Annotated in this window: 8 protein-coding genes; 7 read left to right on the top strand and 1 reads right to left on the bottom strand. The window is 66.9% G+C overall.

The genetic code is table 11. The annotated features are described in order from the left end of the window. Positions 1 to 151: 151 nt before the first annotated feature. From V6M51_RS11070 to V6M51_RS11050, 5 genes are all read left to right on the top strand, one after another. Positions 152 to 2986, top strand: coding sequence for a TonB-dependent receptor (locus tag V6M51_RS11070; RefSeq protein ID WP_332767145.1), 2835 nt, complete (start codon positions 152 to 154; stop codon positions 2984 to 2986). Positions 2987 to 3397: 411 nt separating this feature from the next. After that, the gene (locus V6M51_RS11065; RefSeq protein ID WP_332767144.1) at positions 3398 to 5899 is read left to right on the top strand and encodes a TonB-dependent receptor; all 2502 of its coding nucleotides are present in this window, start codon (positions 3398 to 3400) and stop codon (positions 5897 to 5899) included. 167 nt (positions 5900 to 6066) lie between these two features. Further along, complete coding sequence (locus V6M51_RS11060; protein ID WP_332767143.1) at positions 6067 to 7170, top strand: response regulator; 1104 nt, start codon at positions 6067 to 6069, stop codon at positions 7168 to 7170. A 191-nt stretch (positions 7171 to 7361) separates the two neighbouring features. Continuing rightward, the gene (locus V6M51_RS11055; protein ID WP_332767142.1) at positions 7362 to 7982 is read left to right on the top strand and encodes a class I SAM-dependent methyltransferase; all 621 of its coding nucleotides are present in this window, start codon (positions 7362 to 7364) and stop codon (positions 7980 to 7982) included. A 129-nt stretch (positions 7983 to 8111) separates the two neighbouring features. Further along, positions 8112 to 9833: a M10 family metallopeptidase C-terminal domain-containing protein gene (locus tag V6M51_RS11050; RefSeq protein ID WP_332767141.1), complete on the top strand. Its 1722-nt coding sequence runs from the start codon at positions 8112 to 8114 to the stop codon at positions 9831 to 9833. Between the two features lie 10 nt (positions 9834 to 9843). Here V6M51_RS11050 and V6M51_RS11045 read toward each other — a convergent pair whose 3' ends face one another. Next, on the bottom strand, positions 9844 to 10044 hold the full coding sequence (locus V6M51_RS11045) for a hypothetical protein (protein ID WP_305762166.1): 201 nt from the start codon (positions 10042 to 10044) through the stop codon (positions 9844 to 9846). Positions 10045 to 10285: 241 nt separating this feature from the next. Here V6M51_RS11045 and fdhD point away from each other — a divergent pair, with 241 nt between their 5' ends. Then, positions 10286 to 11107, top strand: a complete 822-nt coding sequence (gene fdhD, locus V6M51_RS11040) for a formate dehydrogenase accessory sulfurtransferase FdhD (RefSeq protein ID WP_332767138.1) — start codon at positions 10286 to 10288, stop codon at positions 11105 to 11107. Further along, positions 11097 to 13388: an FdhF/YdeP family oxidoreductase gene (locus V6M51_RS11035; RefSeq protein ID WP_332767136.1), complete on the top strand. Its 2292-nt coding sequence runs from the start codon at positions 11097 to 11099 to the stop codon at positions 13386 to 13388. Before fdhD ends, V6M51_RS11035 begins: the two co-directional genes overlap by 11 nt. Positions 13389 to 13422: the final 34 nt, after the last annotated feature.

Below are 13422 nucleotides of genomic sequence, written 5' to 3'. Positions count from 1 at the left end.
TTATCGCCGTCATGTTGACAGACTCCCTGACAGCGCGGGAGCTTGCGACGTTGGGGGAAAGGCCGCCTGCCCCCAATCGATATCTTGCGCGGCGATGCTGACGGACCGGGCCGGCTTGTAGAGAGCCCTGCCGTCATGGGAGGAGCCTGGAATGTCCAATACTCTGCACTTGCGGAGCCTGCTGATCGTGGGCGCGTCGGCCGTAGCGCTGAGCACGATCGCGTCTCCGGCGTGGTCCCAGAATGTTATCGAAGAACTGGTCGTCACCGCCCAGAAACGCGAAGAAGCCCTCCAGGACGTCCCGATCGCCGTGTCGGCCTTCAACCAGGATGCGCTCGAGAAAGCCAAGATCGACGGCGGGCCAAACCTGGTGCTGGCCGTTCCGAACGTGAACTTCTCCAAGGGGAACTTCACCGGCTACAACTTCCAGATCCGCGGCATCGGCTCCAAGCTGGTGGCGGGCTCCGGCGACGCCGGCACCGGCATCCACCTGAACAACGCCCCGCTGATCGCCAACAACCTCTTCGAGACCGAGTTCTACGACGTGGAACGGGTCGAGGTGCTGCGCGGGCCGCAGGGCACCCTCTACGGACGCAACGCCACCGGCGGCGTGGTCAACATGATCACCGCCAAGCCGATCGACGAATTCGAGGCGATGGTTCGCGGCGAGGTCGGCAACTATTCGAGCCGCAAGCTGCGCGGGATGCTCAATGTGCCGCTCGGCGACACCTTCGCCCTGCGCCTGGCCGGCTCCTATCTGAAGCGCGACGGCTACGGGAAGAACCTGGTCACCGGCAACGACGCCGACGACCGCGACCTCTACGGCGCGCGCGCCACCCTGGCCTTCACCCCCACCGACGACTTCCGCGCCTACTTCATGTGGGACCACTTCAACGAAGAGGACAACCGCTCCCGGATCGGCAAGCAGTTCTGCACCAAGGACACCGGCTTGGCCAATGTCGGCGGCGTCGGTTATTCGGCGGCGGCCGGCGGCCTGATCGGCCAGATCCAGCGCGGCTTCTTCACCCAGGGCTGCCAGGCGACCTCGCTGTATTCCGCGGGCGTGCTGGGCACGGTGAACTCCCAGGCCACGCTGGGCGGGCTGTTCGGCGCGCTCGGCGGCTTCCAGACCGGCGACGCCTACGCCGGCAAGATGCAGACCTCGGACGTGCGGGACATCGAGTCGACTTTCGACCCGATCTACAATTCCAAGACCGACATCTACATGTTCAATGTCGACTGGGACCTCACCGAAGACCTGAAACTGACCTGGCTGGCGGCGTTCACCCAATACGACCTCTACACGCGCCAAGACTACAACCGCTACGTCCCCAGCACGACCTTCAACTCGACGCCCAATCCGGTCAACGCCCTGGCCGGGGTGCCCGGCTATGCGGGCCTCTACGCGACCCTGTTCCCGGGCGGTGTCGTCAACGACAAGCAGAACGGCGCATTCAACCGCTTCACCACCAGCGACATCTCCTCGGCCAACACCGAGCAGTGGAGCCACGAGGTGCGGCTGCAGTCAGCCTATGACGGCCCGTTCAACTTCAACGTCGGCGCGATCATGGTCCGCTACCAGGCCACCGGCGACTACTTCGTGATGTTCAACACCGGGACTGCCTGGTACCAGGCGAACAACCTGCTCCAGACCGGCAATCCCAACTGCAATACGGCCGCGCCCTGCGTCGGGATCGACCCCAACCAGGAACCGAACCGCAGCGGGCACAACTACTACGACGCCTACGGCCCCTACGACCTGCGTTCGCACGCCTTCTTCGGCGAACTCTATTACGAGCTCAGCGACACCCTGAAGCTGACCGGCGGCCTGCGCTACACGGTCGACGACAAGGAGGTCGAGAACCACCAGGTCACCCTGGGCACGCCCGGCACCGGCATCGGCGGGCCGCTTCCCGGCACGCCGGCGATCCTGAAAACCAAGTTCAAGGAAACCACGGGCCGTATCGGCTTCGACTGGAAGCCGGACCTGGGCTTCACGGACGAGACCCTGATCTACGGCTTCTTCGCCCGCGGTTATAAGGCCGGGGGCCTGAACTCCCCCTGCAGCGGCGGGGCCGGCGTGATCTGCGGACCGGCGTCGTTCGAGCCGGAGTTCATCAAGTCGATCGAATTCGGGGCCAAGAACACCCTGCTCGACGGCACGATGACGATGAACCTCACCGTCTTCACCTACGACTACGAAGGCTACCAGGTCTCCAAGATCGTCAACCGCGCCTCCACCAACGAGAATATCGACGCCAAGGTCAAAGGCGCGGAATTCGAGTCGGTCTGGCAACCGTTGGACGGCCTGCGGCTCAATGCGGCCATCGGCTGGCTCGACACCGAGATCCAGTCCGGCGTGTCGATCGACACCTTCAACCGCACCCAGAGCAATCCGAACCTGGTGGTGGTGAAGTCGGCGGCGGCCTCCAACTGCGTGGTGAGCCTGGCCTCGGCCCAGACGGCCTTGACCATATCGAACACCATCTCCAACCCCTTCGCCCTGCTGAGCGTCTGCACCCCGGCCTCCACGGCCGGCGCGGGCACCAACATCGGCGGCGGCGCCATCGCCGTCGGGACCAACGCCTTCGGCGGCCTGGTCAGCGACGGGGTCCCGGTCGGTCTCGAAGGCAAGGAACTGCCGAACGCCCCGCACTGGACCATCTCGCTGGGCGCTCAGTACGACTGGGACTTCGGCGACGGCTGGAACGTCACCCTGCGCGGCGACTACTACAAGCAGACCGAGACCTTCGCCCGGATCTACAACAGCGAACCGGACCGCATCAACGATTGGCACAACGTCAACCTGACGCTGACCATCGCCAACCGCGAGAAGGGCTGGGAAGTCGGCGCCTATGTGAAGAACGCCACCGACGAGGAGGCGATCACCGACTTCTACCTGACCGACGACTCCTCGGGCCTGTTCCGGAACGCCTTCTACACCGAGCCCCGCACCTACGGCATCTCGCTGCAGAAGCGCTTCTGATCGCTAGACAATCCTAGCCAGACGGCCTTGGCCGCCGCCCCTCGGGGCGGCGGCCTTTTCTTTGCTCGGGACACCGCCTCGCGGCAGGCGCCGAGCACCGATTCATAGACTCGGTATGGCGATCTCGACATCCAGGCCGGTTTCAGGGCCGGCGTTTCCGGTTGATTCACGAATTCATCAAAGAACGCCGGTCGTTTTTGTACACGCTATTCGAAAACGCGGTATTTCCGCCACAGGCCGCCGAAACGTCAGCCCAAACGCGGTAAGTGATCAGCCTTAACATTGACGCAGCCGAGCGCCGGACAGAGGTTCCGCGGCCCGGCGCCTCCCCGCGCCGGACTTCACTGCATGCGCATCACGCGGGCGGCTACGCGGACGATCCCCCGTCCCCGCCGCCCTGGGAGGATACTGATGTCTTACAACGCTCCGCGTCTGCGGACCCTGCTCGCCATGAGCGCGTCCGTCATGACGCTGTCGGCGGTCGCGGTCCCCGCCTTCGCCCAAGACGCCGCCCCGGCCGACGACGCCGGCTTCGAGATCGAGGAACTGGTGATCACCGCCGAAAAGCGGGAACAGGCCCTGCAGGATGTGCCCGTCGCCGTGTCGGCCTACACCTCCGAACAGCGCGACATCGCCGGCATCACCGGCATCCAGGACTTCGTGAACTTCACGCCGGGCATGAACTATTCCGGCACCGACCGCGTCTCGCTGCGCGGCGCCGGCCGCAACACCTTCTATGTCGGCAACGACCCGGGTGTGGCCTCCTACACCGACGGCTTCTATTCGGCCTCGTCCTCGGAACTGTTCAAGACCCCGCTGTTCATCGAGAGGACGGAAATCCTGCGCGGCCCGCAGGGCACGCTGTATGGCCGCAACGCCATCGGCGGCGCGATCAACATGGTGTCCAAGCGTCCGGCCGACGAGTTCGGCGGCGAGATCCGCCTGGGCGTCGGCAACTATGAGCGCACCAAGATCGAAGGCGTCGTCTCGATCCCGGTGGCCGAGAACCTGCGCTTCAAGATCGGCGGCAGCCAGGACTGGCAGCGCGAGGGCTTCGTCGAGAACGTCGGCACGGCCAACGACGCCGCCAAGATCAAGCGCACCTATTTCGAAGTGCAGATGGAAGCCGAGCTGGGCGACGATGTGGACGTCTTCGTTCGCTACAACCGCACGAGCTGGGACGACACCATGGGCGTGGGCGACAGGCTCAACAACCTGATCACGCCCTACGACACCACCAACCCGTTCGGCCCCATCGGCCAGCTGATGCCCAATCCGCAGTTCGGTTACACGACGGCCAATCCGGGCGTCACCGATCCGTACAAGATGAACACCAACACCGACGGGTACGGCCAGCTTCGCGGCAACCATATCCTGATCGCCAACGTCACCTATGACCTCGGCTGGGCGGACCTGAAGTACATCGGCGGCTTCCAGCAGTACAACTACCAGACCGGTGGCGACAACGACTTCACCAGCCGCACGACGGCCATCACCATCCCCGGCATGGCGGTCCCATACTTCCCGACCCTGACCACCGATTTCGACGAGAACAAGCGTTACTACTCGAACGAGGTCAACCTGACCTCGAATTCGGACGGTCCGCTGAGCTGGATCCTCGGCCTCTACCAGTACCACGAGGAATACAAGCAGCGCATCCAACTGCGGAACCCGAACCAGACGCAGCTCTCGCAGCCGCTGACCTTGCTCGGAACCCTCGCCGCCCCGAACCCGCTGCGCAACTACGCCGACACCCAGGCGACCCTGACCTCCAAGGCCTGGGCGGTGTTCGGCCAGACGACCTACCGGTTCAACGACCAGTGGGCCATCACCGGTGGTCTGCGCTACACCAAGGACGAGAAGGACGGCTTCGAAAGCCAGCGCCTGATCATCCTGTCGCCGGGCATCGCCAGCGGCGCGTTCGCCTTCGACGTCTCCACCGACACCAACCCGGCGCTTCCGGGCGTGCAGAACTCGCGCACCCTGTCCGACAGCTGGGACGCCGTCACCGGCGTGGTGAACCTGGACTGGACGCCCGACGACGACACCCTGGTCTACGCCAAGTACAGCCGCGGCTATAAGTCGGGTGGGTTCCTGCTGGGCACCCTGTCGTCGCAGCCCAAGGCCGACCAGGAGCAGGTCGACGCCTATGAACTCGGCCTGAAGAAGACCTTCGGCGGTCGCCTGATCCTCAACGCCTCGGCCTTCTTCAACGACTACAAGGACCTTCAGCTCAATCTGTCGCAGCTCAACGCGGCGGGCACGGCGGCGGCCAACAACTTCGTCAATGTCGACGCCGAGGCGTACGGCCTGGAGCTGGAAGCCATCTGGCAGCCGATCAAGGCCCTGCAGATGTCGGCCAGCTACGGCTACCTGAACACCGAGATCACCCGCGGTTGCTGCTTCTACGATCCGGCGGACCCGGGCGCCCTCGATCCGGCGGCCACCCCCAGCGGCGGCTCGGCGCTCAGCAACGGCACCCGCCTGGTGTTCCAGACCCTGAAGGGCTCGAACCTCTACCAGTCGCCCGAGAACAAGTTCGCGTTCAACGGCAACTACACCTTCGACTTCACCCCGGGCTCGCTGATCCTCTCGGCCACCTACACCTGGACCGACGAGACCATCTACCAGCCGTTCAAGAGCCGCGACCTGAAGGTGCCGTCCTACGGCGTCACCGACTTCCGGGTGCTCTGGAACGACGCCGAGGACCGCTACACCCTGATCGGCTTCGTCAAGAACGCCTTCGACGAAGAGGGCTACAACTCGACCAGCTCGACCAACCCGACGGCGATCTTTGGCATGCCCAACCCCGGTTCGGCCGCCACCGGCACGCTGCGCCAGACCGGCACGGCGATCGCGCGCGGACTGATCCAGCCCCGGACCTACGGCCTGGAGCTGCAGTACCGCTTCTAAAACGGGCTGAAGCCACACGACGCGAAGGGCGGCGGGAGCAATCCCGCCGCCCTTTTCGCATGTGGGTGGTGCGCCGGTGCGGCGCTGACGCACAGGTGGAATTTAACGTCTCCGCAAGCGCTTAGGTCCATTCTGAGCACAAGTTCTTCCCGGGACGCCTGCCGTTCATGTCGTTGCCTGAATTCTTCTTCGAGCGCGTCACCAGCGAAATCCATCAGCAGATGGAGGGCGTGCTGGCGCTTGCGGAGAGGCTGTCGCGCCAGCCGATGGGCGCGGACGCCCAGGCCTGCGTCGCCGGCGTGGCCGAGGCCGCGCGGACCGTGCGCCAGATCCTGGTCTCCTCGACCGACCTCAAGACCGCCGCCACCGACGGCCTGGTCTTCACCCTCGAACCCAAGCGCCTGGCCGATCTCGCCGACGAGATCCAAGGCCGCTGGCAGGATCGCGCGCTCGCGGGCGGCGTCACCCTGCTGTTCTCCTATGACGGCGATCCCGACACGGTCGTGCTGATCGACGCCGAGCGCATAGGCCAGGTGTTCGACGCCTTCATCGCCCAGGCCCTGGCCGGCGTCCGGCGCGGGGCGGTGGAAGCCACCCTGCGCGCGGTCGCCGAAGGCGATCAGGTGCGGCTGGAAGGCAGCGTCCGCGGCGGCTCCGAGCGCGTGCTCGGCGACCGCGCCCTGGATATCCGCGAGATCGAGGCTCTGTTCGGCCTGGAGACCGCGCTCGGCGTCGCCCTCGGCCGCAGCATCGTCCAGGCCATGCAGGGCGACGTGCGGGTCGAGGCCAATGTCGGGACCGGCGAGACCCTGACCTTCCACTTCGTCGCCCAGCGCGCGCCCGACGAGATCGTCGCGCCCGAGACCCTGGTCCAGCAGGACCGCGCCGCCCACATCCTGGTGGTCGACGACAACGCCACCAACCGCATGGTCGCCGAGACCCTCTGCGAGATGTTCGACTGCACCTCGGAGTCGGCCGTCGACGGGGTGGAGGCGGTGGAAGCCGCCCGCACCGGCCGCTTCGACCTGATCCTGATGGACATCAAGATGCCCCGTATGGACGGCGTCTCGGCGACCCGCGAGATCCGCGGCTTCCCCGGCCCCGCCGGCCGGGTGCCGATCATCGCGCTCACCGCCAACGCCGATCCGGAAGACGCCGCCGGTTACCTCAAGGCCGGCATGAACGGCGTGGTCGAAAAGCCCATGAAGCCCGAGAACCTGCTGCGCGCCCTGCAGGAAAACCTGGGCGGCGGCGCGGCCGTCGCGGCCTAGGACCAGCTTTCCTCGCCAAGGACTAGGCGCGGACCCTCGGTTGAGCCATCGTCCCCCCACGCTAGAGCGTGACAGCCTGAAGTGGATACCGGTTCAGGCGCCCGTCACGCTCTAAGCCTTTGAAGATAGATCCTTTTCATCCGGTCAGATGATTCCATCTGACCCGGAAAGGGTCTAGGAGCCACGGGCCGATGCCATCCTTCTACGAACGCCGAATCCTGCCCCGCCTGCTGACCTGCGCCTGCGCCTCGTCGCCGATCATGAAGCAGCGCGCCAAGATCGTGCCGCTGGCCTCGGGCCGGGTGCTGGAACTGGGGATCGGAATGGGCCTGAACCTGGCTCTCTACGACGCCGACAAGGTCGAGAGCGTCGCCGGGGTCGATCCGGCGGCCGAGCTTCGCGCCCTGGCCTTGGCCGCGCCGCGCGATCCGCGCCTGGCCGTCTCGGTGGTCGAGGGAACCGCCGAGGCCCTGCCCTTCCCGGACGCCAGCTTCGACAGCGTCGTCTGCACCTTCACCCTCTGTTCCGTCCAGACCCCCGCCATGGCGCTCGCCGAAGCGCGACGGGTTCTGAAACCCGGCGGCGGCTTCCTGTTCTGCGAGCACGGCCTGGCTCCCGACTCCGAGGTGGCCAAATGGCAACGGCGCGTGGAGCCGATCTGGAAGCGCCTGGCCGGCGGTTGCCACCTCACCCGACCGGTGGCCGGGGCCATAGCGGCGTCGGGATTCTCGATACAGAATCTGGAAACCTTTTATCTACCCAAGACGCCCAGGATCGCCGGGTGGAACGAATGGGGCGTCGCGATCGCCTGATGTCGAAATTGTCTTGTAATCCCAATGAGATGCTCGTGCGCGATATCGCCGCAAGCGCAGAACTCTCATTGTTCGGCGAACGCGATCGCCGTATGAATCTGGTCGGCCGGGGGGCCGTGGAACGCGTAAATGTTGTCTGATTCCCTTGGCGAGACGTCTCGCGGCTGCGGCTGCGCCGGCCCCTGCGGTCACTTCGTGGTCGAGGACGTCACCAATGATGACGGCCAGCCCCAGGCCTATCTCAACGCCGACGAACGCGGCTCCCTGGTCGGGTCCAAGGAGAGCTACACCATCGCCGAGGCCGGCAACCAGCTGATCCGCGGCGACGCGGGCTGGGGTGGCGTGCTGGGCCAGGCCTTCACGGTGACCTACGCCTTCCGGGCCAACGCGCCCGGCACGATGCCCGACGACACGGCCGGGTTCGAACGCTTCAACGCGGCCCAAATCGCCCAGGCCGAGATGGCCCTGGCCGGCTGGTCGGACGCAGCGAACATCTACTTCACCCGCGTCGGCTCCGGATCGTTTGGCGAGGCCGCCTATTCCGACCAGGCCACGATCCTGTTCGGCAACTATTCGAGCGGCGCGGATTCAGCCAGCGCCTTCGGCTACTACCCGGGCTCGACAAGCTATTCGTCGCGCGCCGGGGATGTCTGGGTGAACATCACCAAGGGCAGCAACGCTACCCCGAGCGTCGGCAACCATGGCGGCATGGTTCTGGCTCACGAGATCGGCCACGCCATCGGCCTGGCCCACCCGGCCGACTACGATTCCGACACCTCGCCGACCTACGCGGCCGACGCGATCTATTATGAAGACTCCCGCCAGTACACGGTGATGAGCTACTTCAGCGAGACCAACACCGGCGCCAGCTTTGGCGGCCGATACGCCGCCGCGCCGTTGCTCGACGACATCTCCGCGATCCAGCAGGAGTACGGGGCGAATCTCTCGACCCGCACGGGCGACACCATCTACGGCTTCAACTCCAATGCTGGGCGAGCGTGGTTCGAGGCCACCTCGGTGGCCTCGCGACCGATCTTCGCGGTCTGGGACGCCGGCGGCAACGACACCTTCAATTTCGCGGGCTGGACCAGCGCCCAGACGATCGACCTGCGGGCCGGCAACTTCTCCAATGTCGGCGGCCTGACCGGGAACGTGGCCATCGCGGCCAATGTGACCATCGAGAACGCCCTGGGCGGCGGCGGCGCCGACACCATCACCGGAAATTCCGCGTTCAACGTCCTGGAAGGCAACGGCGGGAACGACGTTGTCTGGTCGGGCGCGGGCAACGACACCCTGCGCGGCGGCGATGGCCTGGACTTCCTGCGCGGCGAGGATGGCGACGACGTCCTCTATGGCGGCGCGGCCTTCGACGACATGCACGGCAATATGGGCCGCGACACCGAGTACGGCGGCGACGGCGACGACTGGGTGGTCGGCGGCAAGGACATGGACCTGCTCTATGGCGAGCTCGGTTCGGACGTCATCTACGGCAACATGGCCGACGATTCCTGTTACGGCGGCGACGGTAACGACCTGATCCGAGGCGGCCAGCACAACGACTACATCGAGGGCGGCGCCGGCGACGACTGGATCTCGGGCGACCGCGAATCCGACACCATCTGGGGCGGCTCGGGCGCGGACACCTTCCACACCTGGCGCGACGCCGGCCTGGACCGGGTGATGGACTTCAACCGCGCCGAGGGCGACAGCGTGCTGGTGAGCGAAGGCTCGACCTACACCGTCAGCCAGTTGGGCGGCGATGTGGTGATCGACATGGGCGGCGGCGCCCAGATGATCCTGGTGGGCGTCCAGATGTCGTCCCTGACCGCTGGCTGGATCGTCGCGACCTAGCTGGCCTGTCCTAGAGCTGGTTGTACTCGCCGCAACGGCACTTCACGACCACGTCGGCGATGTCGGCCCGATCGCGGCTGGTCATCACCACTTCCTCGCAGGCGCCGCAGACGAAGGCCGTTCCGGGCTCGCCCTCGCCGAAGATGTGCGGGGTCTCCAAGGCCGTGACCACCTCGCGCCGCCCCACGAACAGGCTGGGGAAAACTCGCATGGACGTCATGATCATTGGAAACTGCCTCATTCTGACCCGTACCGGGCTACGCGACTGTGCAACTGCAAAACGCGTGTAGCCGAGTTTTGCTGCAGCGCAATGACGCTTTGTCGGAAAACGGTTTCGTGAGGGTCCTGGCGCCCGAAAATCAGGCCGGGTCGAACCTCGTGCGCACGCGCCGTCGGCGCGAAGCTGCGATAGACTGAGGCGCGCGGTCACGGCTCCAGGCGAGGATGCATCCATGGATTTCAGCGGCGAACTGGTCGGGCGCCGGACCGGTCTGGAATGGAGCCCGACCCGGGACGGTCGGACCATCGAGCGGGCGACCCCGATCGAGACGGCGATCGGCCTTTCCTTCGACCGCCGACCGCACACGGTGCTGATGGCCACGCCGGACGATGTCGAGGACCTGGCGATCGGCTTCACCCTTACCGAAGGCGTGGCGAATTTCGCCGAGATCCTCGACGTGACCGTGGAGGCCACGGCCGAGGGGATATTGGTCGATCTGCGCCTAAGTCCCTCCGCCAGGGCCCGAAGAATCCGGCCTCGGACCCTGGAGGGCCGATCCAGTTGCGGACTCTGCGGGGTGCAACGGCTCGCCGACGCTGTCCGCCCGCTTCCCGTCGTCGGCTCGAGCCGACGGTTCGATCCTCGCTCCGTGCAGCGCGCGGTGGCCGCGCTTGGCGACCGCCAGCCGCTGGGACGCCTGACCCGCGCCACCCACGCCGCGGCTTTCGCGAACGCCGATGGGGAGCTCGGCCTGGTCCGCGAGGACGTCGGCCGTCACAACGCGTTGGACAAGCTGGCGGGCGGCCTGCTGCGGGCGGGCGCGGACCCGGCCGGAGGCTTCGTGGTGGTCACCAGCCGGTGTTCGTTCGAGATGGTGGAGAAGACCGCGCGGATCGGCTGCCCGATGATCGTGGCCATCTCGGCGCCGACCGACCTCGCCATTCGCAAGGCCGAGGAGGCCGGGATCACCCTGGTCGCCCTGGCCCGCGACGACGGCCACACGGTGTTCAGCCGCGCCGAGCGGCTGAAGCCGGAGCTGCTTCATGTCGGCTGACGACATCCCCGGCGTGCGGCCCTACCGGAACCCGGCCGGCGGCTGGGGATCCCTGAAGGCGGTGGGAACAGCCCTCGCCGACCAGGAAACCGTCATGGAGGGCGGTCGCAGCCTGCTCCACCTCAACCAGCCGGACGGGTTCGACTGTCCCGGCTGCGCCTGGCCGGATCCCAAGCACACCTCATCCTTCGAGTTCTGCGAGAACGGGGCCAAGGCGGTGGCCTGGGAGGCGACCACCAAGCGCGCGACGCCGGCGCTGTTCGCCGCCCATACGCTCACCGAACTGCGGACCTGGAGCGATCACGCCCTGGAGGACGCCGGACGCCTCACCGAGCCCATGGCCTATGACCCGGCCTCCGACCGCTACCTCCCACTGAGCTGGGAGGCGGCCTTCGCCCGCGTCGGCGCGGCTCTGCGGGCGCTGGATGATCCGAACCAGGCGGAGTTCTACGCCTCGGGCCGCGCCTCGAACGAGGCCGCCTTCCTCTTCCAGCTCCTGGGCCGCAAGCTCGGCACCAACAACTTCCCCGACTGCTCCAACATGTGCCACGAGCCCACCAGCGTGGGCCTGCCGGACTCGCTGGGGCTCGGCAAGGGGTCGGTGACCCTGGAGGATTTCGACCAGGCCGACCTGATCCTCAGCTTCGGGCACAATCCGGGCACCAACCATCCGCGCATGATGACCACCCTGCGCGACGCCTCGCGACGCGGAGCGACGATCCTGGTGTTCAATCCCATGCGTGAGCGGGCGCTGGAGCGGTTCGCCTCGCCGCAGGATCCGGTCGAGATGGCCACGCTGGGCTCAACCGAGATCGCCTCGCGTTACTACCAGCCGACCATCGGCGGCGACGCAGCCTTGGTCGAGGGCATGATGAAGGCGCTCATCGCCTGGGATGCAGAAGCCCGCGCGGCCGGCGAAGCGCCGGCGCTCGACCACGCCTTCATCGCCGAGCACACCCAGGGCTTCGAGGCGCTCGCCGCCCATCTGGAGAGCCTGGACTGGCCGGCGATCGAGGCCCGGTCGGGCCTGGGACGCGCCGAGATCGAGGAGGCGGCCGGAACCTACGCCCGATCCAAGGCCACGATCCTCTGCTACGGCATGGGCCTGACCCAGCACCGCAGTTCGTCCTCGACCGTGCAGCAACTGGCCAACCTGCTGCTGCTCCGCGGCAATATCGGCCGGCCCGGCGCCGGCATCTGTCCGCTTAGGGGCCATTCCAACGTCCAGGGCGACCGGACCGTCGGCCACTGGGAAAAGCCGTCCGAACCGTTCCTGGCCGCCCTCGACCGGGTGTTCGGCTTCACGGCGCCGCGCGCGCACGGCCACACCGTGGTGGAGGCCATCGCCGCCATGGAGCGGGGCGAGGCCAAGCTGTTCATCGGCCTGGGCGGCAATTTCGCCGTGGCCGCCCCGGATCCCAAGCGGACCCATGCGGCGATCGGCAAGCTCGATCTCACCGTCCACATCGCCACCAAGCTCAACCGCTCCCACCTGCTGCCGGGCCGCGAAAGCCTGATCCTGCCCTGCCTGGGACGCACCGAGATCGATATCCAGGCGGGCGGGCGCCAGGCGGTGACCGTCGAGGACTCCATGTCGATGGTCCATGCCTCGCGGGGCCTCAATCCCCCCGCCTCGCCGCAGCTCAGGTCGGAGCCGGCGATCGTCGCGGGGATCGCCCGCGCCGCGTTCGGGCCCGAGGACCCGGTCGACTGGGAGGGGCTGACGGCGGACTACGACCGCATTCGCGACCTGATCGAGGCGGTGCTGCCCGAGCTGTTCGCCGGCTACAACGAACGCATCCGCGTCCCCGGCGGGTTCCGCCTGCCGGTCGCGCCGTCCGAGCGGGTCTGGAAAACCGCGAGCGGCAAGGCCAACTTCCTGCCCTTCCTCGCCGACGGCGGCGACGCCCGCCAGGGCGACTCGAACGTGCTGCTGCTGACCACCCTGCGCAGCCACGACCAGTACAACACCACCATCTACGGAGCCAACGACCGCTACCGCGGGGTGTTCGGCCGCCGCGACGTGGTGTTCGCAAATCCCGAGGACCTGGCGGCGCGGGGCCTCGCGCCAGGAGACCGCATCGATCTGGCCGCGGCCTTCGACGGGAGCGGAGAACGGGTGATCCGTGGCTTCACCGCCGTCGCCCGCGATCTGCCGCGAGGCTGCGTCGCGGCCTACTACCCGGAGACCAACGGCCTGATCGCCCTGGACGACCACGACCGCCGGAGCGGCACGCCGGCCTACAAGTCGGCGCCGGTCCGGATGCGTCGCGCGGATTAGGCCGGCGAACAGCGCCGGAGGGCGGACACGAAAA

The organism is Phenylobacterium sp. (assembly GCF_036677185.1).
Classification (GTDB): Bacteria; Pseudomonadota; Alphaproteobacteria; order Caulobacterales; family Caulobacteraceae; genus Phenylobacterium.
Note: the sequence above shows the minus strand (reverse complement) of the source record. Positions and strands in the feature narration are given on the sequence as shown.